Annotated in this window: 16 protein-coding genes and 1 pseudogene; 11 read left to right on the forward strand and 6 right to left on the reverse strand. The window is 52.3% G+C overall.

Features of this window, described 5'->3' with window-relative positions; translation table 11 throughout:
• The first annotated feature begins 694 nt into the window (after positions 1-694).
• The 4 genes from C5Y83_RS27580 to C5Y83_RS27595 all read left to right on the forward strand — a co-directional run bounded on the left by C5Y83_RS27580 (position 695) and on the right by C5Y83_RS27595 (position 7,405).
• The gene (locus tag C5Y83_RS27580; protein WP_158262556.1) at positions 695-1,318 is read left to right on the forward strand and encodes an RNA polymerase sigma factor; all 624 of its coding nucleotides are present in this window, start codon (positions 695-697) and stop codon (positions 1,316-1,318) included.
• Positions 1,315-4,725, forward strand: coding sequence for a serine/threonine-protein kinase (locus C5Y83_RS27585; RefSeq protein ID WP_105333003.1), 3,411 nt, complete (start codon positions 1,315-1,317; stop codon positions 4,723-4,725). Before C5Y83_RS27580 ends, C5Y83_RS27585 begins: the two co-directional genes overlap by 4 nt.
• Positions 4,726-4,875: 150 nt before the next feature.
• Positions 4,876-6,141: a lactonase family protein gene (locus C5Y83_RS27590; RefSeq protein WP_105333004.1), complete on the forward strand. Its 1,266-nt coding sequence runs from the start codon at positions 4,876-4,878 to the stop codon at positions 6,139-6,141.
• An 82-nt stretch (positions 6,142-6,223) separates the two neighbouring features.
• Positions 6,224-7,405 carry a DUF6786 family protein gene (locus tag C5Y83_RS27595; RefSeq protein ID WP_105333005.1) on the forward strand — a complete coding sequence of 394 codons (1,182 nt, stop codon included), beginning with the start codon at positions 6,224-6,226 and terminating at the stop codon, positions 7,403-7,405.
• Positions 7,406-7,433: 28 nt separating this feature from the next.
• Here the strand turns inward: C5Y83_RS27595 and C5Y83_RS27600 are convergent, their stop codons facing one another.
• Positions 7,434-9,125 carry an FAD-dependent oxidoreductase gene (locus C5Y83_RS27600; protein ID WP_105333006.1) on the reverse strand — a complete coding sequence of 564 codons (1,692 nt, stop codon included), beginning with the start codon at positions 9,123-9,125 and terminating at the stop codon, positions 7,434-7,436.
• 456 nt (positions 9,126-9,581) lie between these two features.
• Here C5Y83_RS27600 and C5Y83_RS29700 point away from each other — a divergent pair, with 456 nt between their 5' ends.
• The 3 genes from C5Y83_RS29700 (at position 9,582) to C5Y83_RS27615 (ending at position 13,504) form a co-directional block, all read left to right on the forward strand.
• Positions 9,582-11,690: a sialidase family protein gene (locus C5Y83_RS29700; protein ID WP_199195150.1), complete on the forward strand. Its 2,109-nt coding sequence runs from the start codon at positions 9,582-9,584 to the stop codon at positions 11,688-11,690.
• A gap of 282 nt (positions 11,691-11,972) precedes the next feature.
• Positions 11,973-12,665: a class I SAM-dependent methyltransferase gene (locus C5Y83_RS27610; protein WP_261341483.1), complete on the forward strand. Its 693-nt coding sequence runs from the start codon at positions 11,973-11,975 to the stop codon at positions 12,663-12,665.
• A gap of 56 nt (positions 12,666-12,721) precedes the next feature.
• Positions 12,722-13,504, forward strand: a complete 783-nt coding sequence (locus tag C5Y83_RS27615) for a methyltransferase domain-containing protein (protein WP_105333009.1) — start codon at positions 12,722-12,724, stop codon at positions 13,502-13,504.
• A 36-nt stretch (positions 13,505-13,540) separates the two neighbouring features.
• On the opposite strand, the gene C5Y83_RS27620 is transcribed toward C5Y83_RS27615, so the two are convergent.
• Positions 13,541-14,377 (reverse strand): hypothetical protein, encoded by an 837-nt coding sequence (locus C5Y83_RS27620; protein WP_105333010.1) that lies wholly within the window; start codon positions 14,375-14,377, stop codon positions 13,541-13,543.
• 105 nt (positions 14,378-14,482) lie between these two features.
• Positions 14,483-15,679, reverse strand: coding sequence for a glycosyltransferase family 4 protein (locus tag C5Y83_RS27625; protein WP_105333011.1), 1,197 nt, complete (start codon positions 15,677-15,679; stop codon positions 14,483-14,485).
• A 282-nt stretch (positions 15,680-15,961) separates the two neighbouring features.
• On the opposite strand from C5Y83_RS27625, the gene C5Y83_RS27630 reads away from it, so the two are divergent.
• Together C5Y83_RS27630 and C5Y83_RS27635 are read left to right on the forward strand one after the other, a co-directional pair.
• Positions 15,962-17,113 carry a glycosyltransferase family 4 protein gene (locus tag C5Y83_RS27630; protein ID WP_158262558.1) on the forward strand — a complete coding sequence of 384 codons (1,152 nt, stop codon included), beginning with the start codon at positions 15,962-15,964 and terminating at the stop codon, positions 17,111-17,113.
• On the forward strand, positions 17,110-18,066 hold the full coding sequence (locus C5Y83_RS27635; protein WP_105333013.1) for a glycosyltransferase: 957 nt from the start codon (positions 17,110-17,112) through the stop codon (positions 18,064-18,066). The genes C5Y83_RS27630 and C5Y83_RS27635 overlap by 4 nt, the downstream gene beginning before the upstream one ends.
• A gap of 99 nt (positions 18,067-18,165) precedes the next feature.
• Here the strand turns inward: C5Y83_RS27635 and C5Y83_RS27640 are convergent, their stop codons facing one another.
• From C5Y83_RS27640 to C5Y83_RS27650, 3 genes are all read right to left on the reverse strand, one after another.
• Entirely contained in the window at positions 18,166-19,545 is a 1,380-nt protein-coding gene (locus tag C5Y83_RS27640; protein WP_105333014.1) for a DUF1552 domain-containing protein, read from the reverse strand.
• 90 nt (positions 19,546-19,635) lie between these two features.
• On the reverse strand, positions 19,636-21,078 hold the full coding sequence (locus C5Y83_RS27645) for a sulfatase (RefSeq protein WP_158262559.1): 1,443 nt from the start codon (positions 21,076-21,078) through the stop codon (positions 19,636-19,638).
• Between the two features lie 124 nt (positions 21,079-21,202).
• The gene (locus tag C5Y83_RS27650) at positions 21,203-23,161 is read right to left on the reverse strand and encodes a DUF1592 domain-containing protein (RefSeq protein WP_105333016.1); all 1,959 of its coding nucleotides are present in this window, start codon (positions 23,159-23,161) and stop codon (positions 21,203-21,205) included.
• A 380-nt stretch (positions 23,162-23,541) separates the two neighbouring features.
• On the opposite strand from C5Y83_RS27650, the gene C5Y83_RS27655 reads away from it, so the two are divergent.
• Together C5Y83_RS27655 and C5Y83_RS27660 are read left to right on the forward strand one after the other, a co-directional pair.
• On the forward strand, positions 23,542-24,960 hold the full coding sequence (locus tag C5Y83_RS27655) for a BNR-4 repeat-containing protein (RefSeq protein ID WP_105333017.1): 1,419 nt from the start codon (positions 23,542-23,544) through the stop codon (positions 24,958-24,960).
• A 306-nt stretch (positions 24,961-25,266) separates the two neighbouring features.
• Positions 25,267-25,653: pseudogene (locus C5Y83_RS27660) on the forward strand (tyrosine-type recombinase/integrase); the annotation flags it as partial.
• Positions 25,654-25,994 lie beyond the last annotated feature (341 nt).

A 25,994-nucleotide genomic window follows, 5' to 3' on the forward strand; every position in this document is an offset into this window, starting at 1 on the left:
AGCCTTTCAGGCTAGGCACCCCTAATAATAGGTGTGTTGCGCAAACCTTGCAATAAGCCATTGGATGAAATCTTGGAAGAAGTTCGTTCTTATTTCAAAGTGATCGATGGCACTGAGCGAACGCCTGTTTTGAACCGACGCTCAGGGAGTCCTCAAGGGGGTTTCCTATTGCCTACCCTCACTCGCAAGGGCTCGTAACCGGCTTTAGTTGTCTCGCATGCTGAAACCGGTCTAGGACAATGAGCAATTGCCAGTTTTTCAGGACCCAAACAAGTCAATTGACTTGCCCCGTATCGCGCTCGACGTTCAGCAAGTAAACCGTTGTGATTGAGGCCTGCGAACAAGATGTTTTGCAAGCGATATCTCGCGTTACGAAACTCTCTAAGTCGAAGTTGTCTGTGCGACTTCTCGCGAGCCCCGGCCTTAAATCCGGGGAACTTCCGGCGGCTGCTGATAATACCGCAATGCTACCTGTTACGACATTTTCTAGGGGGGATGATACGGCATGCGGTACTTCGATATACAATCGAGTTAGACGTCAGATTTCCGCGAGAAATTCGGGTTGAATCTCACGGTCGAAAGCAGTGAACTGTGCCCAGCGATGCTCGTATGGATTGTTGACTTTAAACTGCTCAAGATTGGTTGACCAATTGGTCGCAATTGCCGTGTGATTGGCATGTCCAGAGGAAGGCGGATGGTGGCTTCTCCCAATAGCGATGTTTTTCACGAAGCGATGACGGGCGACTCCGGTGCGTGGCGGGCCTTGGTGGGCCGGTATCGTCCTTTGTTGCGACTTGTGGCTGCTCGCCATGCTCGCCGAATGGTCAGCAATCGATACGACGAATCGGATGTCGTCCAGATGACTTGCGTCGAAGCATTACGTGGCTTCCATGGCTTTCAAGGGGAGTCTCGGGAAGAGCTCGAAGCTTGGCTGGAAAATATCCTGGAAGACAACATCGTACGGATGTGGAGGAATCATTCCGCTTCGCCTCGCGATTTTCGGCGAGAAGTCGATGCGGATGAGCATACGGGGGGACTTAGCTTCGTCTGGAACACGCGTGCCGGCCAAGACCCGGCACGTCATCTCGTGCGAGGAGAAGTTGCCATCATGTTGGCGCAGGCCCTCGAAAAGTTGCCCGACGAATATCGTGCTACCTTGGAGATGAGATTCATCGACGGTCGCCTCATGAAAGAAGTTGCTGCGGAACTCGATACAACCGTCGCCGTTGTCGCGGGTAGGCTCAGACGTGGCCTGAAAACACTGCGCGAGTTATTCCCTGCCGAGCTTCAAGAATTGATGGAGGGTGGCTTCGAGTGACCGACGAAGAGGGGCAGCTGGACAATCTTATCGCCGACTATTTACAACAGATTGATGCCGGGGCGGATGTCGATGTCAATCAATTCATCTCTGGCTACTCCGACGAGATCCAATCGGCCTTCCGCGACTATCTTCGGCTCGAAGAAGAACTTTACCGACTGAATGCATTTGGTGGTATCGACCAAGGGACTTCAACGGTTACCCAAGGATCGACTTCGACATCAGGTGAGCTTCTCAGTGATGAAGACGTCGGGGGGTACCGCCTGCTGAACGCAATTTCCCATGGGGGGATGGGAGTCGTCTACGTTGGCCAAAATGCCCAATCAGGCATGCTCGTGGCGATCAAGCTTCTACGTCGAGCGATTCGTAACGTCCAAACCTATCGACTGAGGCTCGAGCGTGAATCACGCGCCATCGCGGCGCTGAATCATCCGCATGTTGTCAGGCCGATCGCTTCCGGTGTTGACGAAGGGTCGACCTATCTGGCGATGCAATTGATCGACGGCGTCGGGTTCGATCGAGTCATTCAGTACTGGCGACAGCAAATCGGTGACGATTCCGATGTCGCGACGCAGAAAGCGCCAACTACGATCGTCAAGACTCCTGTCACGCAATCGGAAGTCGCAAGTTGTGCCGCCTACTTCGAGCAGGATCGTCTCAAAAAAATCGCCGAACGCCTAGCGAATATTGCCGACGCGCTGCACGTTGCACATGAAAGTGGGATTGTCCACCGTGACGTCAAGCCATCGAACATTTTGGTTGATGTGCACGGGGATATCTGGTTAACCGATTTCGGACTTGCCTCGATGGGAGAGGACGAAATTGAGCTGACCGAAACGGGAGACGTGCTAGGAACGCCTGCTTATATGAGCCCTGAGCAAGCGAGCGGCCAAAGTGGTGATATCAATCGAGCGACCGATGTCTACAGTTTGGGCGTCACCCTTTACGAATTGTGTACGCTCCGTAAGCCATATTTGGGTACACGTCAAAAGATTATTCACGATGTTCTCTCAGGCCGATTCGTGCGGCCGTCGCGGGTTCGGCCTGAGATTCCAACGCAGTTAGAAGCGATTATCTGCCATGCGATGGAACTGAATCCACGAGATCGTTATGCGACTGCGAAAGAGTTTGCTTCGGACTTGCGTCAATACGTCGACCGCGGACGTGTGCGAGCACGCTTGCGAAACCGAATTCAAGGTGCCCTTCGATGGTGCGAGCGGAATCCACTGACGTTCACGGTCGCGATTGCCGGATGCGTTATGGCCGTTATGGTAGCGTTCTCGGTTCAACTTGTGAATTCCTGGTCACTGTCGAGTCTGAATTCTCAATTGAATTCGGTCAACGAGCAGCTGCTGGGGGCGAACCGCGATCTAGATGCCAGCCAGAGTCGCTTGAAACGCGAGTTATACGTTGCGAATATCCGCTCCGCATTCGAGGCGTTTCACGACCAAGATCTGACGGCAATTCAGCTGCTATTAGCGCCTTATCAAGGTGCTGATGCCGACGTTCCCCGCTCGGTGCCGCAGCGCATGCTCGAAGCGTTGATTGAACCGCCGAAATCACTTGTGTTAACCAGGCATACCGATTTTGCAACTCAGTTTGTGATTTCGGATGACGCGTCGTTTCTTTTGTCAGTGGGCCACGATGGCCAAGTCATCAAGGCTAACTTTGATGGCGAGCAACTGCAAAGGTTCACAATTGGCGGTAAGCTGGACTCGATCGCGATTGACAAGGATAGTCAACTGTTTCTAACCGGTAAGAATATCCCGGTTGGCGAGAATCTTGTCGACTTCTATCGAATGGACAACGGTGAACACCAGCAGAAAGGAAGTCGACCGTGGTACGGTATAGAGGAGGTCGCCGTCTCTCCTAGTGGGAGATGGTTTGCCGCCTCCGAGCGATATCACAGTGTTTTTGTGTTCGACAAAGAAGGTAAACAACGCGCTAAATGGACGACCGATACGCGGAATGAATCGTTAGAATTCATTGACGATGATCATCTACTTGGGATTTGTCAGGCAGGTAAAGATGATCGAAGACTTTATCTCTACAACATTGACTCGGAAGACAAAGAGGAAATCTCTAGCGAAGTCGAGTCGTTCGCCCTGGCACGTGATAGCGACGGAGAGCCGAGCTATGTCGTCTCGGCAGGAACAAACGATTTACGAGTCGTGCGCTGGTCCGATAAAAAACAAACCGTCCATGTTGCTGACATGCCAAGTCGCATTCGCTGTGTCGACGTCAGCCCCGACGACGGTCTAATCGTTGCTGGATGTGATGATGGCACGGTCTATCTATGGGAGGTCGATTGTGATCAGGAGAAACCCCTTCCTCAGGCTCGGATTGTTGAAATCAGCGATCAACGTATCACCGACATCGAACTGCTGCCGGGCGATTTCCGTGGAGGCAAGGTTAGGCTCGGCTCAAACAGATTCGCGGAGTTGGGAATTCAATTGATCACGAGTTCTGAAGACGGAACCGTCCAATTGCATCATTTACCGGCCCGAAATCCTGTAGATGTTGTAGGACTTTCAGATGGATCGAGAGGCACAACGGAAGAACCATTTCGTGATCCTCTTCGAAGCGACCTACTTTACTTGCCGTTTGCTAACGGTGAACTAGTTCGGCTCGACCTGACGACGCTCAGTATCGATACGGTGTTTCGACACGACAAGACGATCGTCCACGGTATATGTGCCGACAACAAAATCTACTTTGCCGATGAGAACGCGATCGTTGAGATCAACTGCGATGGGGAGGCTTCACCTCGCACGTTTCCCTCGCCGCTGAAAGCGCAAAGGTGTCGGTGGATGCTGAAGCTCGATCAGCAGTTGTACGTTTTGTACAGCAGTTCGCTCGTGTCAATTGATCTGGGTGATGGTGGTAAACAAACGGTTCACAATCTTCCCTACGATGAAGCGATTGGAATGGTACCCACCGGCGATAAGAAATCGCCAGTTCGTATTTATACTCACCGCGCTGTTCTCGAACTGGACGCAGGTGGTCAAATCGAAACGACCGAGCTGAGCGAATCCATCAAAGAAGGATCCACGCACGTTCAGTATTCGAACGATCAGAAGAAGCGTGCGATCGCGAAACTCTCGGATCAAATAGAAGTATTCGATTCCGAAAACGGCATCAAAAGCGTCTTGGCAGGCCACTTACAAGGGATCACCGACGTCGAGTTTGTCGAGGATGAGGATACTCTCATGAGCGTTGCCCACGATGGCACGTTGCGGTTCTGGAGCCTGGAGACGGCGCGAGAGTACGGACGGCTCGATATGTTTGATTTCGGCGCACATCACGTCTTTTATTTTCGCGATCAATCTCTGATTGCCACAGTTAGCTATCGCGGCTGGGTTCGCGTCTGGCGTCTTGCCCCTGCTTCCGAAGTTGGAGAGCCGTAACCAACCCCACGTGCGAGATGCTCCAAGGCGGAAACATGGTATAGTGGTTCCGTTGAGCTGGGTCCATTGACTGCTCGCAAGAGGCGACTTCGCGTTCATGATTTAGCTACCTAGATTCGTCGTCTTAACATCTTGAAGCCTGGAAAACACATGACATCGAATATGACATCGCGACGCTCCTTCATGATGGTCGCCACCGCAATCGCTGGGGCAAGCCAGTTGCCGGACTACTTGTTGGCGGCCGAAGAGACGGATTCTTCAAAGCAACTGATGGCTTACGTCGGAACGTTCAGCTCACCGCTGAAGGACGTGCTGAAGACTCAGGTCGATCTTCCACCTGGCAATGGCCGTGGAATACACGGTTTCCGAGTCAATCGCCAAACGGGCGCACTCACCGAAGCGTTCGTCGAACCAATGGGGACAAGCCCGAGTTGTGTGATCATCAACGCAGCGGGGAATTGTCTTTACTCATCGAACGAAACGGATCGAGTAGGCGACAGCAAAGAGGGGACGGTCACCGCATTCGCCATTGAACCGCGCGATGGTAGCCTAAAACAACTCAATACGGTGCGTTCGGGCGGCGCTGGTCCCACCTATCTAAGCATTCATCCTTCAGGAAAGTTTCTGTTTGTCGCGAACTACTTCGGTGGTTCCGTGGCGGTACTGCCAATTTTGAATGATGGTCGGCTGGGCGAGCCCACCGACGTCCAACAAGATGAGGGGAAGATTGGTCCGACGAAATCTGTCCAAGCACCTCCTGGGAGCTTCGCGTTCAGCGGACATGATCGTACCCATGCGCACATGATTCAGCCCGACCCGACAGGGCGATTCGTTCTCCACGTTGACTTGGGGTTGGATCGGATTTACATCTGGAAGTTTGACCAAAAGACAGGGAAGTTAAGTCCGAATTCTCCGGCTTCCGTATCGTTGCCTCCTGGTGATGGGCCACGACATTTTTACTTCCATCCGAACGGTCGCTGGTTCTACTCGATCCAGGAAGAGGGCTCGACCATCGTTCTTTTCGATTACGATGCGGAGTCAGGCAAGTTAGCGCCGCGCCAGACAATCTCGACTTTGCCGCCAGGGTACACCGGAAGCAATTTCTGCTCCGAGATTCTCGTCTCTGCCGATGGCCGATTCGTTTACGCTGGTAATCGACTTCACGATAGCATCGGGATCTTTTCGATCGGCGAGGACGGAACGCTGACCCATGTCGCGGATGAATGGACACGGGGTAATTACCCGAGGAGTTTTAACTTCGATCCAACTGGCGAGTTTCTTTATTGCTGTAATCAACGGGCCGATCATGTCACCGTGTTCAAGGTGAATCGCGACACAGGCTTGCTGCAGTTTACAGGGCACTACGCGCCGGTCGGAAATCCGTCGAGCATTGTATTCCTGGAATTGCCCAACTGATTCATGAGTCAGATCGTCAGCGTCGATTTCGCGTAACTTCAGATTCTGGTTGCGGCGAACGTGGTAAAGGAGAACTTGTATCGTGCTCAGTAGCTTTCAGGACGATCTCACATTTCTCGAAACGTTCACTCCGATTGTGCTGCTGCAAGATCGTGATATTGCGGTCGCAATTGCGCCTGCTTATCAAGGGCGGGTGATGACCAGCACGGTCCAACGAGAATCAGGCCCCAGTTTCGGTTGGATCAATCGCAAAGTGATCCAGCAGGGGATCGTTCCCGAACAGCGCCGACAGGGAACGATGGAAGAGCATATCTACGTCTTTGGTGGCGAAGAGCGTTTTTGGCTAGGACCGGAAGGAGGGCAGTTCGCGTTATTCTTTGAACCAGGTTCAAAGTTTGAATTCTCCGATTGGAAGACGCCTGCGGCGATCGACACGGAACCTTATGAAATCGGGAGTCAGACAGACCGATCGGTCGACTTCTCACACACTTGTACATTAACGAATTTCAGTGGTGCGAAGTTTAAAATGAACATCGAGCGATCGATTCGTCTTTTGGATAAGACCGCAATCGCCGAGACATTGCAAATCCAAGCGTCTCTAAACGAAGTCCAGGTCGTCGCCTACGAGAGTGACAACCGATTGAGCAATCGCGGAAATCACGCCTGGCTTCCTGAATCGGGGCTACCATCCATCTGGCTGTTAGGTATGTATAACCCTTCGCCACAGACGACCATCGTTATCCCGTTTCACTCTGGTAGCGTCGAATTGCTAGGCCCCAAGGTGAACGACCGCTATTTCGGTAAGGTGCCGGAGGATTATCTTAAGGTGGAAGAGGACGTCCTGTACTTAAAAGGGGATGGTACGCGACGCGGAAAAATAGGTCTTTCGCCCGAGCGCTCGAAAGGGTTGGCGGGAAGCTATGATGCCGATGGGAAGGTGTTGACGATCGTCATGTACAACACTCAAGAAGCACCCAGTGGTTACGTCAACTCGATGTGGGAGCTGCAAGACAATCCATTCGAGGGCGACGTGATCAACGCCTATAATGATGGTTCTCCTGCCCCTGGCGAGCCGCCGCTTGGGCCCTTCTACGAACTGGAAACATCTTCTCCGGCCGCCGCCCTGAAGCCGGGCGAAACCATGCGTCACGTTCAACGGACGTTCCACATTCAAGGAGAGGAGGATCAGCTTGATCCAATCGCAGAAAGACTGTTCGGCGTCGGATTGAAGCAAATCGTGACCGCGTTCCTAAGCAAATCGTAATGTGCCCAGCAGAAACGCTCCGTACGAGCTATTTCCAGGCGAGTTCCATTCCTTCGCTGGTTAGTGATCGCTGGAAGTCGGCCAGTTTGTCTGGCGTGTTGCGGACAGCCCGCGGAGAGATGGACTTTTCAAGGCAGTAGCTCACCAAGCAACCAGCCGCCTCGCCGATGCACCATTCAACGGGGTGTAGGCGATAGCAACCGTTGGTGAGGTGGGTGACGCCGAGATTCTTACAAGCAGGAATCAAGTTCTCGATGCGTTTTGGAACCATCGAACCAAGCGGGATCTGAAATGGAAGCGACGCGAAGTCGATGTAGTTGTTGCCACCGCTGCTAGGATGTAGATCGATGTGGTAGTAGCCAATGCCGACCGAGTCGGAGAATTGTGCGGCTTTCAAATCATTGCCAGACAGTCCAGTGATCTCGCTACGCTGCTGGCGGCCGACATGCTGTTCCTTAACCGTAAACTCGGCAAGTATACGACGCGACTCACGAACGTACGGATACATCGCAATGCCATCCTTCGTACCCGTCATTTCTGGAACGAGCCGCAGTCCAGCAAATCCGCTTCCCCCGTCCGCGCGAGGACATTCCGTTTGCAGCCAATAGAAGAGGGATAGGCTTAGCTGTTTCGCTTGATCGATATGCTTCTGTTTCTCTTCGGGCGTAACTCCGACCAGGTTACCCAGCATGTAATCGTTCTGTGGCCAATTAACCAGGGTAACGCTGCCCTCGTAAGTACCAGGGACGAAGTTTGAAGCATCGACAATGCGCCGATAAAGCCACAAGTTAAGTGCCTTGGTTGGTTTGCCGGTGGGATCAAAATCGAGCTTCTTTGGTTTGAGATCACGTGGCGACGAGTAATGAAGATCAAGTAACTTGCCAGACCAGGCCGGCGTCAAATCTGGGACGTAATTGCGCCAGAATTCGTAATCGGCTGGTTTGTCGCCCACAAAGTCTTGGCCGTCGACGTACTGCATGGGGAAGCAAGCGGTGAACGATTGCTGATTGTCTGGCTCGGCCTGATCGGCAGCATGAAGCTCGCCGGTTTCCGATTTCGCCTCGGCTCCCGTAACATACTCAGCGCCAGTCAGCGGTAACAGGTCTCCCAATTCGGTCGCATCAAGAAAGTAGGGGGCTATCACCACATGCTTGTCAGCACTTTTCGCCGATTGAACCGTTACACTTGCGATGCGGTCGCCTGACATTTCAGCGGCAACGGGTACCGTCTCTAAAAGAAGACGGAGTTGTCCCGTCTTCAGATAAGGGGCAAATATCTGGTTCAATACCGCAAGAGCCACTTTCGGTTCGTGGCAAAGCCGGGAAACGCTGCCCCCTCCGGGGTTTAGCCTCGCATTCGCTTTCGCCGCATCGGTCAGGGGATACTCCTGGCGATAGTGCTCACGGATGTCATTGCGAAACTTGCGGTACGAAGTATTCGAGCCATGCGTTTCGATGTGCCCATGTTCGTCGGGCGGAACGATCTGGGAAGTAAGTTGCCCGCCAATCCACGACGTTTCCTCGGTCATCACCACCTTCAGCCCGCGACGCAACGCTCCGATTGCCGCAGCGCAGCCCCCCAAGCTTCCTCCGATGATCGCGACATCTGCTGAAAGCTCTGGTTGCTCTTTGGCCGTTTGCGCAATGAGCCACGGAGCTATAGAAACGGTTCCCGTTGCGGCAACGGCGGACTGTAAGAGACGACGACGATTGAGCGACATGGTGAACTCGAGACTGAGAGGTTGGCAAGCGATCAGGCAATTGCGTGAACCGCAATTCATCAGAGGAATTGGAAGGTGATTGTCTGGAGGGGAGCAAAAGTGATGTTAGCAAATTTACTATGTCAGCCCGCGAATGACCAGCTTTGAGGTGAACTTAACCCGAGAGCGGATGCTAGGCGAATTATGGATTCGCTGGGCCTTGCCGTTGTTCGCTAAGTCAGATTGTCCAGGGATTCCAGTTGTTGCAGGTCCGTCAGAAGGGGGGCGTTCGGATAAACACTGATTTTTTGGCCTTATAGAACAGATCCGTACCGTTTGTTGAGGTCAGCCGATGGAAGAACAATGGGTCAACTGAAATTCCAAAAAATGAAATACGTCTATGTTAGATTGGAATGACGCAACGATTAATTTGATCTCGCCCGATTTCATTGTCTTTCAGCGGAAATGGCCTACCTCATGAAATCTGCTTACCTATGTTTCCGTTTGCTCTTGCTTGGTGCATTTATCCTATCAGTTCGTTCGACCGTTTGCTGGGCACAATCGGAGACTAATCAACCGGGGAACCTAGCCGAATTGACATCTGGCTTCGAGACGCTCGCACCTGGACCACTGGTGGAAGGAAGTGACAAGTCGGGAACATGGTCGGCAGATGCTGGCCATGCCGAGATCCACACAATGCACCAGCGAGGAGGAAAAGCCTCGCTTCGACTCATGGGTGGTGTAGAGCGGAGTGTTGTTTGGACGCCACATGATTTTGCTGGCGATACCGATCGGCTTGAATTCTGGTACGAACGATGGACTTCGCGACCTCCGTTTTCCTTTCACGTCGAATTGCTGAGCGACGGTGAATGGACATCGGTGTTTCACGATGCGGGAAAAGCGGAGGTAGGTAGTTTCAAGAATCACGTTTCGATTCCGTTAAAGGGGAAGCTGCCAGAACAAGTTCGCTTTCGTAGCACGACCCCGCCTGCGTCTGGTGTGATGATCGACGATTTCTACCTGGGTGGCGTTGTACCGAAAGTGGTTAAATCGATTTCGGCCAGGCAATTCGTGGTGCCTGTTCTCCTGCGCAACGAATGGAACCCGATCCTGCAAATAGAGATTGACGTGCAGGGCACCGAAGGTGAGTTGACCTTGGAAGCGGTACAGATTGAACTTGGCGGCTCGCTTGAAATCGAGTCAATCGAGAAAGTGGAAATCATCGCCAGTGAAACACCTCAGCCAGCGTGGTTTACCATCTCGGATATCGCGAAGATGGCCGGTGTTCAGGTTATCGGCGTGTCGACGCGTCCCCAAGCAAGCATGGAAGTTGGCGTGCAAACCGAATTAGCGCGGGGAGCGAACTACTTTTTCGTTTCGGTCAAGTTGAAGGATACTACGGACGTTTCGCAAAACTTGCAGATCGCTTGCCCGACCGTCAAGATTAGCGGCGAAACACGTGCGTTGAACCCGCCGAGGCAAGAGGCACCTTTACGCATCGGGCATGCCCTACGTCGCGCCGGAGAGAAGGGCGTTCATACCTATCGAATTCCAGGCCTTGCTACGACAAAACAAGGGGCGCTGATTGCGGTTTACGATGTTCGCTATCGCGGCAGCGGCGATTTGCCCGCAGATATCGATGTGGGGATGTCGCGGAGTGTCGATGGTGGTCGAAGTTGGGAACCGATGCGGATCATCATGGACATGGGGAGCGATCCGCAATGGAAGTACGATGGTATCGGTGATCCCGCCGTTCTGGTCGACGCAAGAACGGGAACGATTTGGGTTGCTGCATTGTGGAGCCACGGTAATCGAGCATGGCATTATTCCAGGCAAGGATTGGGTCCTGAAGAAACCGGACAGTTGATGCTGGTTCGCTCGGCTGATGATGGCAAAACGTGGTCGAAACCGGTCAGCATTACTCAGCAAATCAAGAATCCGGATTGGAATCTTGCTTTCAACGGGCCAGGGAAGGGGATCACAATGAAGGACGGGACGCTCGTCTTTCCTGCCCAGTTTCAAGATGAAAATCGTATCCCGCATTCAACGATTATTTACTCAGTCGATCACGGGGCAACATGGAAGATTGGAACCGGGGCCCATCCCGAAACAACTGAGGCCCAGGTCATCGAAATTCGTCCCGGGCAACTCATGCTGAACTGCCGTTATAACGACGCATCATCACGAGTGGTGATGATTACTAGCGATCTAGGTAAGACATGGCAGGAACACGGCACCTCGAAGAACGCTTTGATCGAACCTGTTGCATGTATGGCAAGCTTAATCGATGTCGATCAAGAATTGGGCGAAAATACCGGCGGTTGGCTTCTGTTCTCGAATCCAAATAACCTTAGCTCTCGCCAGTCAATCACGATCAAAGCATCGAACGATCTGGGACAAAACTGGCCCGAGAAGTATCAACTGTTACTCGATGAAGGGAGAAGTGCGGGGTACTCGTGCCTGACTATGATCGATCACGAAACCGTCGGCATCTTGTACGAAGGAAGTGCATCAAAGCTGGTCTTCCAGCGAATTCCACTAAGAGACGTGATAGACAAGGTCTCCGAATTCAATGCCGCACCGTAGATTTGGCCAAGGTAACTCCAAAATGGAAGCTAACCTATGCTCTTCATAGCCAATTCGCATGCCACGATGGTTGCACTTATCGCGAGTAAAACTCCGCTTGAGGCCACTTTGTGAAACATGGTATGACCTGATTCGGAATGAGAACGATGGACGGTTTTTCACGGGAATTGCTGTTCCGAACCGATCGATGGTCATAACACAGGTGATTTGCGAATGATTGGGGAACTTGTAGCCCGAGTATTCGATGAGCCGTTCGAGTGGCTTCAAATGTGGCGAAGAACGATGCTAGCAAGGCGGTTGGTTCGGCAATTGAACTTAGCCGATGATCTGGTCGCGAAAGTAGCATTTACGTCTGGTCATTCAAAATTCAAATCAAATCAAAAGACTAGTGAGATCGTGGCACTTCTCGGCGAAGTTGAGAGACTTCGGCCGCGTATTCTCTGCGAAATTGGTAGCGATCGAGGTGGGACTCTAGCCCTATTGGCGCAGGTGGCTTCGGATGACGCTTTAATCGTTTCCATTGACCCGATTCATCAGCATCGGAATACGATTCCTTACGAGAGTTTGGTCCGAGGTTCACAGCGATTGATCCGAATTGGTGGCGATTCCCATGCTTCCGAGGTCATCGGGCATTTGAAAACTGTATTAGCGGGACACACGCTTGATTTCTTGTTGATCGATGGCGACCACTCCTACAGCGGTGTTAAGCAAGACTTCGAGATGTATGCACCACTCGTCCGAAAAGATGGTTTGATCGCTTTTCACGATATTGTGCCGATTCAGTCTGAGGCGTCCCAAGCATATGTTGGCGGTGTACCCGATTACTTTACCCAGGAAATCGCTCCAACTTATGAAACACGAACCTGGATCGATAGTGCCACGCAGGATGGATATGGAATTGGAACGCTGGTCTGGCCAGGCGAGCGAGTAGCCACCAACCAGGCAATGGACGCATGGGTTGCTAGGTCGGCATAGTTGGCCCCCATTTGAATCGTACATGATGTTTGACAGTGAGGTCTAAGGAGACGAGCATGCATCGCACATCCCTTTCGAAGATGGAAGCATTCTGGGAAACCTACATGTTGCCCGAATGCGAGCGGTCACCCATCCGTGTCTTGGAGATCGGTTCGAAGTGCTATGACGATCATCCTTCTTATCGACAAGTGATGGATCATGAAAACGTTAGCTACTGCGGGCTTGATCTCGAGGCCGGTCGGAACGTGGACTTGGTTCCTGGCCATCCCTTCGTTTGGAAGGAGTTAGGGTCGAATCAATTTGATTTTTGTATCTCAGGGCAAACCTTTGAGCATAACCCAATGTTCTGGGTGACATTTGCTGAGATTGCTCGTGTTCTACGGCCAGGTGGGATCGCACTGGTTATCGCTCCAGGGAGTGGCGCCGTGCACCGCTACCCGCTTGATTGCTGGCGATTTTATCCTGATGCGTGGAGCAGCTTGTGCCATTACTGTGGTATCGAACTCGTTGAGACCTATTTCGAGAATCATGGAAACAGAAGGTCCGAGCCCAGTTTGATGTGGTGCGATAGCTGTGTCATTGCTCGAAAACCGACGTTCGAAGATGCCAGCCAGCAAGCCGCATTGGATCATCGGCTTAACGCGATTTCGGCAACGGCTACGTTTGACGTGCCAAGTGCTGACTACTCGGGGGACGGGCCATGTTTCGTCAGTTACGAATCAACTGCGCCATACCATCGCAAGCGAAAGGGCTTGATCGCAGCGGTGAGCCGGCTTGCTAAGCAGCTTAAGCGATATACCAGAGGGGTTCGCAAAAGTGCTCCGAGCCGAGCGGCATAGTTTGATTACGATCGAATCGAAGACGCGCTCGAGTTCCTATGCGGCTTGGTGCGATTTGCTGAGTGTGTCGATCAATTCAAGAAAGGCCTTGCGTTTCTGAGCTCGCAAGGCTCGATCGCCTGCCAAGCCGACTTCATGGACCCAGTCGTCTCGCCACTCAATGTAGGCTTGCCGAAGCTCGACGTTAGGCAAGATAGAGGCCTCGCGTATTTTGCGGTCTGGCAGGAGTGCAGGATCCCATTTGGAATAGATTCGACGCCAATTGGCGCCTCCGGTGTCGAGACCAATGAACCAGTCTTGACTGAAATCAAGGCCCGTCTCTTCGGCTTCAGCAAAGCGAAAAAAACAATATCCGGCCCAAAGAAACCAGCGATCCTTGGCCCAACGTTTGTCACCGTAGAATGGCAGTGTCTGCAGCTTCTGAAACGGATCACAGGCATTCGTCGGAATCAGATCATGATCGATGAAGCCGAAGCTGGAAGGTCGGGCAGGTCTTAGGATTTGCTGCCACACCCAGTTCATCGCTTGTCCATGAGAACGACTTGCCGCTGATCGCCCTTGCCAAGGGTTCTTAGGCAAACGGATGTAGGGCAAGTCGTTGGTTCGACAGTGTCGTTCAATGGCACTTGCTGCATCTGCATTGGATGAGTTGTCAGCAATGAGGTAGGTCGCGTGAGGTATAAAATCTCTCACACGTTTTGCTTGAGCCAGGATAAGCTCGTTGTCATTGAATGCGATGGAAACGATCACTTGCCGATCGCGACAAAGCGAGATGAGCGATTCCGACGTCCCGTCAGGCGGCGATTGGCGACAGTAGGCTCGATCAATCAGGCGATATCGCAACGCTTTGATCGAATGCAAAATCGGGCGCAATCTAGCCCAATCCGAAAACGTGTATTCTCGTAATGGCTTTGGCATGAAGATTTACATGGTCCAAGAGGCGAGCGATTTCAAACGCAATCTTTCGTTTGAAGAAGGCTAGGCGGTCCGTAACAAGTTATTACTACATAGTAGATTGGGGCTAGTCCTGGATGTTTGTTTTTGGCGGGACTTTTCGTCGAAACATGCATTATGAACAGCCGCCATGGCGCGGAAGTTGTCCTCAATGGTCCATGCCGTCGCAGACTGCCGTGCAGCTATTCCCATCTGACGACGCTTCTCACTGCACGTAAGTTGACACAGGTACGTGCTTAAGTGCTGCATTTCGAGTGGTGATGGCAAGATGAAGCCACTTACTCCATGCGTAATTCGATCGGCGGCTCCGTTGCAACGTGTCGTGATTGTTGGCAATCCGCAGGACATGGCCTCTAGTACGGTCAAGCTGCATGCGTCATAAAAGGTCGGATGAACGCAAACATCGGCGGCAGAGTAAGCAGGTTTGGCATCGGGCAACGAGCCTGCATAAGTAACGGTATGTTTCCCGAGTTGAACGCTTTTTGCACTTTGGCGGTGTCCTCCTACGACCAGTAGGTGCAGCTTCCCTTGAAAGTCTTGCAACCTCCGGATTGCCCGTACGAGATGCGGCACTCCTTTCAATCGATGATTGTGTGCGATGGTGAGAAGGCAAAGTTCGTTCTTGCCAATGGCGAATCCCTGTCTTGCTTCGTGTCGAATGGCTTCATTCCGGACAGGTTGAAACTGCTCGGTGTCGATTCCATTGGGAACACAATGGATACGATTCAGTGGAATGCCCTCTTGCTTATGGAGTCCCTCAGCTGCCATCTGAGAAACCGCGATGTACCAACCGCTAGTGCTTGAAAACTGAGCCGAACTGATCTGGCCCAAGTGCCGTTTCCGTCCAGAAAAATACGAGACAAGATGTGACGCAACTCGCGCCAATACAGGCCGTGAGGTCTGACTCGCTTCTTGCATTGCTCGGCGTGAGCCCACATGAGATTGAAAAATATCGAATCGAAGTCCCAGCCCCATGTCATGGACGATGTCAAAGTGTTCGCGGGCGTAAATTCCGTCGAGTTGCTGAAGTGCACTGAGTCGATTAGGGGCCTCAAGTTGCTGAACATATTCTGACGGGATCGGTAAATCGGCCGCCACTTTCAATCCAATAACCCGAATCTGATGCCCTTCAGCTAGCAGCCAGCGGCAGAATTGAAGTGACCACGATTCGGCACCTCCGTGCTGGGGATCAATTCTCGGAATGGTAATAGCTATCCGCATGTCATTTATGCTATTCGAGTCTTACGATATTGAAATTGATATTTTATGCCCAACCCAGAGTGGGTATTCTTCTTCGACGGGTTAATTAACCTCTTGCGAAAAGGTTGTCAATTGCGTTTGCCATCTAAATCGAGAGTATGGTTTGACTGTTCCACAGTCCGACAGCTAAGCAATGATCTGCCAGTCGGTCTGTCGCGTTTAGAGATAAATGCACTGCGCGGTTCGCTTGCGTTGCCACCGGAACATGTTGGATTTTGTGCATTCGATCGATACGGCAATCAAATGGTTGAAGTGTCGCGGGATCGTATCGTAACGCTGGTCGAGCAATTCGGCCGTTCTCGTCATGGGGCCCTGTTGAACTCGTGTGGTCCCCGTAAGAACAAGACATACCTCAAGCAGGTTGGACGTGATCTTGAGCGATTCATACGCGTCGCTTCGAGAGCTTCATTGTCGCGAGCCCGGCGGCTGTTTACGCCGGAAGCAGCAATCCCCCAATGGCAACCGGGCGACGTCTTTGCGTTGACTGGGAGTACCTGGGATCGGTTAAACGAGCGTATGTTGAACGAGATCGTTTTCGATCACGGTTTGCAACTCGCAGTGATCGTTTCCGACATGATCCCAGCAATCTACCCTCATCAATTTCACTCTAAGGAATTGGTATTAGCTTTTGAAAAGTTCGTTGAATTTGTCGCCAAGCATAGTTCATTAACGCTAGGTATTTCTCAGTCGACAAAGAACGACTTCGATCGTTTCGCCCGACAACGGGGTATCACGCCTCGGCATAGTGAAGTGATCTATTTGGGAGCCGATCCGATTCCGGAATGTCCGAGTACGCCAAACGGCCTACCCGATACTCTGATTCAACAACCGTTTGTTGTCAGCGTGAGCTCTATCCAAGTCCGTAAAAACTATCAGCTCCTGTATCAACTCTGGAGAAGGTTTGCTGAGGAAGGACGTACTAATATTCCTCGACTCGTGATTGTCGGTTCGAAGGGTTGGTTAGCGAGCGATCTTACGTACCAAATAGAGCGTGACCCATTGGTGAAAGACTCGATTGTGATTCTCAATCATGTCGACGACGAGCAACTGCATTGGCTGTACGCAAATTGCAACTTTACGTTGTATCCGTCGCTCTACGAAGGTTGGGGCTTACCAATCGTCGAGGGCATGATGCATGGTAAGGTCTGTCTGGCATCCAGCACCTCGTCAATGCCTGAGGCAAGCCAAGGACTCGCCGTACACCTTGATCCGCTCGATTTCGCAAATTGGCATCAAACAATTGTTCGATGGTGTGACAAACCCGAAATCCTCGCCGAACTTTCTAGGGGAATCCGAGAGCGTTATCGCCCGCGCACCTGGGGAGAATTCGGAACGGAGTTTTGCGAGCGTCTTTGTCACCTTGCTAATGGTAATGTCGTGAGTCGCGCAGCATGAAGCCAGTCGTCACGGTACTGATGCCGATTTATAACGGAGAATCCTACTTGGATTCTGCGATTAACTCGGTTTTGGGGCAAACCTACCAGGCGTGGGAACTCCTTTGTCTCGATGATGGTTCTAGTGACAACTCCCGAGCGATCATTCAGCGGTTTTCTGACAGGGATGATCGCATTCAACTCATCAAGCTTGACCACCGTGGGATTGTTTCCGCGCTCAATCATGGGGTCAAGCAAGCTCAGACGAAATTTATCGCAAGACTTGATGCCGATGATATCGCATTGCCATCGCGTTTCGAGTTGCAGATACAGTACTTGGAGCGTCACCCAGAGGTTGCCTTGGTGGGTGGTAGTTATCAGACGATTCGGGCCGACGGAAGCGTGTGGAAAGACAACATACCACCGCTGAGATACCAAGATGTACTGGCGAGACTTCCGCAGAGCAACTGTATTGCGCATCCGGCGGTAATGATGCGGCGCTCAGTTCTTGATCAGTTCGAGGGACCGTATCGCGAGTGGTTTCCATTCGCGGAAGACTATGATCTGTGGCTACGAATGTCCGTACAACATCGGCTTGAGAACTTGCCAGATATTCTCTTGCAATATCGACGCGACTTCGCAAATCCGCGGCCTGCGCGAACCGTAACTCAGGCCATCTCGACTCTCGCAGCTTCGTTTGTTCATCGTTTGCGGCGCGACGGCATGATTAGGGATGATCAGTTATCAATGCCATTTGATGAGCAACGATTGATAGCGGCAGGCTGCCCGGTCGCAAGAATCCATGAGGTCGTTCGAAAGGCATTGCTGTCCGAAGCTCGTGCGTCAGCGAAAGCCGGCTTTCCTGCACAGGCCCAAATTCTTATCAGAGAAGCAAAAAAAGTCGCTCCAAAGCTGTGGCAAGTAAGGGACTGCGTTGATTTTCTGTGGAAAGTTACTCAAGTCCGTGTTGCGTGAGCAGTGAGTCGCTATACAACGCGGACCGAGAGTTTACACAGGCGACTAAATCATCGAATCATGCTTCGGCAACGGTGCCGCGGATTTACCCGTGGCAACCTACGCTTTGATCTCGTCGATCTGTTTGGTTGCAATACCAACCGGGCGATCCAGAGGAACCTCGGCAGCTGCGAGGATCGTGGTGAGAAGGTCGCCCTGGTTTCCCTTGATCTCTGGCAGGAAGCGTCCTGTCTTAATCGAACCGCCACCCTTACCGGCAAGGATGAATGGTAGGTTTGCTCGGGTATGTCGGTCGCCGTCTTCCAGACCTGATCCCCACATCATGATGCAGTTATCGAGCAGCGTACCGTCCCCTTCCTTGAGGTTGTCCATCTTCTTCACCATGTAGGCAAATTGCTCGATGTTGAACGCCGTAATGGCGGCTACCTTGTTGACCTTTTCTTCTTGGTTATTGTGGTGCGTCGTCGAATGATGTTTGTCTGAGAATCCAAGTTCAGGGTAGGAGACACCATTAGGCGTAGAACCGATGTAAGTGCAAACGCGAGTCGTATTGGTTTGGAACGCAAGCACGTTCAAGTCGCACATGACTTGCATGTACTCGCTTCGCTTGTCTCCTTCCGGAATCTTAATTTCAATCGGTGGCGAGTCGGAGTCGTTACGGCGACTGGATCGTACCCCCGCCTTTTCAAGAGCAGCCTCTTTTTGGCGAATTTCAATAGCAGCGATTCTGCGTTCTACGGATCGGACACTATCTAAATACTCGTCAAGCTTATGCTGATCATTAACTGGTAAGGTGCGTCGCAGATCGCGTGCACCGCTGAGCACCAAATCCAGCATGCTGCGGTCTAAGGGATTCGCCCGGCTGCCAGAATCGCCGGTCTGCTCTTTCTTGTGGAATAGGCGATTGAGCACATTCCTCGGGTTGATTTCAGCTGGGACGGCCTGAGTCGGAGAACGGAAACTGCAATGCGAATAGTACGCTTCGTTCAGCCCGGCCTGATTCTCCTTCCAGGTTTGGGGCATGGTGGCCAGTTCCAACGACGGAAGTGTTGTGAATGCCCCGAAAGCGTTAGCGGCGATTTGATCGGCCGAGATGGAAATGTTAATTTCACCACGTCGATCTGGGTCGGGCAGGGCAGCGGTAAGCCAAGTGGATAGCTCGAGCGCGTGAGGTGCGCCCTTGAACGGACCATTGGAAACGCCAGCGATGCCCTTCATCATCAAGCATTTCTCTAGTACCGGCCGCAGTGCTTCCAGGGCTGGCGGCGGGGAAGTCAGAAAGCTCTCGGCGTTGGCTGGCCAAAAGCGATCCATGATCACACCGTGTGGCATGTACATGAAGCCGAGTCGGACAGGAGGCTTGAACGATTTCTTCTCGCTCGCTTCTGCCCAACCCATGGTATCCAAGAGCGGCAAAGCAAGAGCCATTCCCACGCCCTTGAGGCAGGCGCGACGGTTGATAAATCGGTTATGAATCATGGAAAGGCCTCTTCGAGTGAATTGTTTGTAACAACGGACTCGTCATCCGATGAACGAAACGTCTATCGCCTTGGATAATTGTGGCAGGGGCTAACGAGATTCTCTTGAGTATTTTGTTTCGATCTTCTGTCGAAACGCCGGATCGACGAAGGGATCTTCGGTCTGCTTTTGCCAATCGGCCAACGCCTGTTTCAATCGCTGTTGTTGATCAGCGACCTCGGGAGCATTCGACAAATCAACAAACTCAATTGGATCTTCTTGAAGATCGTAAAACTCCCACTCAGGCGGGTTGTGTAAACGATCTAGGGCTTGGCGAGCAGGATGATCGGTAGCGAGCTTTTCCGCCATGGCCGGAGCTTGGTCTCCATCAACAGAAGCGGATGCCGACAACTTACCGGCATGCAGGTTGTGAATCAACTTGAATCGTCCGTCAGTGATGGCTCTACGCGGGAAAAAGGGAGCCGCTCCGTGATAGTGAAACTCCGCAGCTAAAGTAGTGCGCCAATCCGCTGAGTCATTGTCCGTAGCCACTGGCCGCAGCGAGCGACCATGAAGGCGTCCTGACAGTTCGATGCCTGCGGCGTCCAAGATTGTGGGGTAGATGTCGATACTTCCCACAAGTCGCTGGGAGACATGTGGCTGGGAGACTCCCGGCCAACGAACCAGGAAAGGTACCCGCAGGCCAGCTTCATAACAGCTAGTCTTGCCACGGGCGAATGGGGGGCCGTGATCGCCCAAGAAGATGATCAGCGTGTTGTTCCACTGTTCGGTTTTATGAAGTGCTTCCATCAGCATCCCGATCGCGGCGTCGATGCGATAGACACAGTTGTAGTAGCCTGCGATCTTTTCTCGCTGAGCTGGCGTATCGATTTGCTGCCAGGGCCAAGCGGGAACGTCTTCAGATGTTAAGACCTTCTTAGGCAATCCTTCGACTTGATTTGGAAAGTATTGTGGCCCACGTCCGCCACCCGGCTTTGATTGGCGGGCGACATGCGGATCAAACAAATTGAACATCAGAAACCAAGGTTGATCGTTCTCTTGGCTGATGAACTTCTCAGCGTATTGGACTTGCTTCTTAACTTGGCGACTGCCGAAACCGTTTCCTTGTCGCATGTCGAATTGAAATTGCTTTTCTGGATTCACATGCAGCTTGCCGATGATTCCGGTTCGGTATCCGGCCCGCTTCAGTACGTTAGGCAATAAGTCATCATACAGCTCTTGATGCACCTGGAATCCGACGTTGGCATTGGCTAATCCGTAGTGACCGTTTCCGTGCGGATAAAGGCCGGTGAACATCGTGGAACGAGACGGACTACACGATGCTTGGCTGACGTAAGCCGTCTGGTATTGAACCGATTGCTGTGCTAACTGATCAATATTCGGCGTCTGAGCGATCGGGTCGCCATAGCACGAGAGTTGCGGTCCAAGATCGTCGGCGGTGATCAGCAGAATATTGAGTTGGTCTGAAGCCTGGCTAATGCCGGGAAATAGCAGCAGTGTGAAAAGAGCAAGTCGAACAATCAAATGAGACACGGGGTAAGCCTCGTTGAGAGTGGGGATGCTTGGATAGGGACGATACATGCCATCCATTAAGTCACCGAGCACTTGCATGACACGGCAGCTTCAGGTGGGCTGCAAACGTGACCAAGATAGGAAGTTATTCTTGGACGCGTCGGTGAGTGAACAAGTAACTGGTAACGACTTCGGTGATGATGGTCCGCATGCGATAATCGTCTTGGGCAATCTTGTCCATCAGCTGATCGACGACAACTTCATCATAACCTTCCAGGTTTCGTCCTACGGCATAGGCCATGAACCTCTCGGTAACGTTACGGGCCAGGTCTTCCTTGCGAGTAGCGACGAGGGCTTTCAGATCTGCGGGATTGGAGAAGCTTTCTCCTGTGGGGAGCGTCCCTACCGAGTCGATCGCAACGCCGGCATGGTTCTTGTCTCGCCATCGTCCGATCGCGTCGAAATTTTCCAGGCCGAAACCAATCGGATCGAGCACTTTGTGGCAGTTTGCACAGGTCGCCTCCGATTGATGGAGTTCCGTTCGTTGCCGCAAGGTCAGCCCTTCAAAGCTCTTCTGCTCCTGATCTTCTAACTCGGGAACATTGGGCGGGGGTGGGGGAACACGTTCGCCCAAGACTTGCTCGAGTACCCAAACACCGCGTCGTACCGGGCTCGTCCGATTCGGAAACGAAGTGCTGGCGAGCGTGGCCGGCATGCCGAGGATTCCGCCGCGGTTCGAGTTTTCCAACTTGACGCGTCGCATCTTCGGACCGGTGACCGTTTGTTCGAGACCGTACAACGCGGCAAGTGCCTCGTTCATGAAAGTGTAATCACTGTCCACGAACCGTAATACACTCTGGTTCTCGTGAACGATGCTCTGAAAAAACAGCCTGGCTTCTTCGGTCATCGACTCACGCAATTCCGGAGTCATTTGTGGAAATAATGCCTGATCGAACGTCTGGTTCTTTAGTTCGCCAACTCGTAGCCATTGAGCACCAAAGCCGTCAAAAAGTGCCCGCGAGCGATCGTCGTTCAGTAGTCGCTCGACCTGAGCTTTGAGGACTTCGAGCTTGTGGAGCTCGCCTTGATCCGCAAGCTTTGTGAGTTCCGCGTCGGGCGGGGCGGACCACAATAAATAGGACAGCCTCGAAGCTAACTGGTAGTCGTCCAGGGGAACGATCTTGGCCTTTGAGTCGATCTCAGACGCGGGCGTAATGAAAAGAAACTGCGGAGAAACCAGGATCGCCTTCCACATGAGGCTAAGGGACTCGGTGTATCCCAGTTTGTTCTCCCGTCCAAGATCAAAGACACTCACCAACACGTCTAGTTCCGCTTCGGTGGGGGGCCGGCGATAGGCTTCGCGTGCCAACGAACGAGCGACGTCGCGAGCCGCTTTGCGCAGATCGGCTCCTTCCGAGGGCATCTCACCGAACAGACGTTTCTGGATTTCTGTGGGCGGATCACCCTTGGTTGCAACAACTTGATCGACGACTTTGTTGGCAATCTCGAGAAACAATTCTGACTGCAGCGGCGAGATCGAATTCAGGTAACCTTCTCCCACGACCTCGTCCGGCAGACTTGCGGCAATCGACCTGGGTACACCATAAAGGTCGTGTAGTGTGTTGCTGTATTCCGTCTTGCTTAGTCGACGGAGCACGAACGGACCAGGGTCGCGTGGTGCCAAGTACTTGAGTTTACCGATCCACTCAAGGAATTGCTGACGCTCTTCCTCGGAAGGAATTTTATCTGCATAGTCAGGTGGCATGTCGTTGACCTTGACGTTGGCCACCGACTTTTTCCAATGTAGAAACGATGAAGTCGCACCCGGCGTCCGGAGGGCCGACTGAAGATTAATACCTGCTTCGGGACGAGTACCATGGCAACTAATGCAGTACTTGTTGACGAAGGGACCGACCTTGTCTTTAAAAGTCTTTTCCGCGTCGGCCCGAAGTTCGGCTTCGTCGAGAGGCTCGGCGAAACCAAGCGAAGTCAAGGAGACTACGAGAGATACGCCCAATAGCAGTGACAAGATCATGGTCGCGGCAAATGACTTGGTACTCTGCGACGGACAAAGAGGACTATCGTGCAATTCGATTATTCTCATGCTTGAATGCTTCTGAGTCGCTTCTTGGCGGAATCGTTGCTTGCCCTAGCTAAACGGGATCCCATTCAGGAATTAGCCAAAGCAGCAATTAGCGGAAGCTCTATCTGGACGGATTTGCGAGGGGAGGGAGTTAGGTAGGTAGTGCTCGACATCAACGAAACACCAAGGCTCTATCTTCACCTTTGAAGAGGGCTACGGCAAGGACTTTTGTTGTTTTTGACAAATGAGTTCCTAGCAACAGAAGTTTCGAAGAAAGTCTGACCCGCGTCATCATCCTTGCCACCGAGAGAAATGGGGGGCATGTGATGATAGCTTCTCCAGGCGTTACAATTACCAACCTAGGAAATCAAGATTTTGTGAACGTGTAGGTGGGAGCTTAAATGCACATTCAGATTCGATCGCTGATCTTTGTTTGCTCATTTGCGATGGCTCTCGTGCCCAATGTAGGAACGGGGCAGGAAAACGTGAGCCCGCAATCAGGGCCGCGCCGAATCGATGGCTATCGAGGAATCTGGTTCGATCTAGGCCAACGTTCTGAATTTGGATCAAAGTATTCGGGCGGGCTCGGGACCTATACGGCCAAGCATCATCCGTTGGCTATCTATGTACCGGCTGTCCAAAAAACGTTTTTTGTGTACGGCGGTACGACCGAGAAAGACAAGCGTCATCTTCTCGCTATGGCGTCTTATTACGATCATCAAACGAAGCACGTGCCAAAGCCAGTCGTGGTTCATGATAAAGAAGGTGTTGATGATCCGCACGACAATCCCAGCATTCAGATTGATCAGAACGGTCATCTCTGGGTTTTCGTCAGTGGGCGGGGACGAAAGCGGCCAGGGCATATCTATCGGTCACGGAAACCATACGACATCGAATCGTTCGAGCACGTCGCATCTAGCGAGTTTACTTATCCACAACCTTGGTGGATCGACGGAAGCGAGTTCCTGTTTCTTTTCACGAAGTACACCAACGGACGTGAACTTTACTGGAGCACCAGTAACTCAGATGGTAAAAGTTGGAACGAAGATCGAAAGCTGGCGGGCATGGGAGGCCATTATCAGGTCAGCAACGAGCAGAACGGTCATGTGATTACCGCGTTCAATATGCATCCTGGAGGAAATGTCGACAAACGTACAAATCTCTACTTCCTGCAAACGAACGACAACGGCAAATCGTGGACAACTGCACAAGGTGAGTTAGTCGAACTTCCATTAACCGATCCAGGCACTGCGGCGCTGGTCCATGATTATCGTTCCGAGGGGCGACTTGTTTACCTGAAAGACATTGGTTTTGATGCCGACGGCAATCCGGTTGTGCTCTATCTCACCAGTAGTAGTCACCAGCCTGGTCCTAACGGAAATCCTCGCACCTTGACGATCGCCCGTTGGAACGGCACCGAGTGGATCATCCGTGAAATCGCGAACACGACCCATAACTACGACATGGGCTCCCTTTACATCGAAGCGGATGGAACCTGGCGAGTCATCGCCCCAACCGAGCCCGGTCCGCAGAAATATGGGACCGGCGGGGAAATCGCCGTTTGGGTAAGTACTGACAAAGGGGCGACTTGGAAGAAGACACAAACCGTCACCACAAATAGCAGCATGAACCATGGCTACGTCCGCCGTCCAAGAAACGCACAAGACGACTTCTACGGTTTCTGGGCCGATGGAAACCCAGATGCGCTCTCCGAGTCACACTTGTATTTCATAAACAAGACAGGCGACCAAGTTTGGATCCTTCCGTACGACATGAAAACATCTTTGGCTATGCCGAAAGCTCTTAGAACCAGAGATTAGCGTGACTGCGATCGATCGAAGCGAGACGATGTCGCATTCTACTTGGTATAAAGCAATCCGATGCTTGTCCGTTTATTCGGAAGTAATAAATAGAACGAGTCTGGATCGAGTAGCTTCGATCCCTCTTTCGTTGACGATGAACAGGCTCGTATCTTGCGGTTGCTACGTCAACTGGTAGTAATCGAAATCCCGGACGCTGGCCGGCACGTCGAACGCTTCATCGGCTGGAAGACTCTTCCGATGATCAAGATTATCGACGATGGGGGCAGCTTGACGCGAAGATGAAGTCGGCTCGTCAGATCAAAGGGGAAACGTGGGCGGAGTGTCCCGGTTCATCCTGACCTTTTGGAAATCCTCAAAGGCATGTCCCGGCATCGAGATGGCTACGTGTTCCATGGTCCACGTGGCGGACGCCTGAAGGCAGACACCGCACGCGTTATTTTCAAGCGTGAGATCATCGAGACGTTGGCCAGCCAGTTCCCAACGGACGAGGGGGACATCGGTTTCATCCATGGACGCTTCCACAGCTTCCGCCATTACTTCGTGAGCCAGTGCTCGGCAGCCGGTGCATCCGAGGGGCAGATCAAAGATTGGGTTGGCCACCAGGATGGAGAGATGGTTGCCCTTTATCGACATCAGTTCGACGATGCCAACCAGGCACGGATGGCGTCGATCCAATTCACTTCGGCATGACGGAGGCTCGGTAGACTGTCTACCGGACGTCCTGCTGATCGTGTTGTTTTGAGAGGTATTTCGCCCTGAAGCAAGTCAACTTGTGAGACTTCCGTCTTCCCTGATGACCGATTTTGTCCCAATCTTGTCCCAATTGACTGGGACAAAAAATAAGGCTCGCCGTAAAGCCTTTAACGAGAAGACCTTGCGGCGAGCCTTATTTCAAAAGCGGAGAGAACGGGATTCCTTCGATCCCTTCACGTAAGTCGTGGTAGACACGTGACTTAGATAGAAGTCCTTGCCCCTGCAAGGATTTAGGGATTATCAGCTGTTATGGCAGAGAATACCGTCCTCTCACCTCT

It is taken from the genome of Blastopirellula marina (assembly GCF_002967765.1).
In the GTDB taxonomy this organism is placed as follows: domain Bacteria; phylum Planctomycetota; class Planctomycetia; order Pirellulales; family Pirellulaceae; genus Bremerella; species Bremerella marina_A.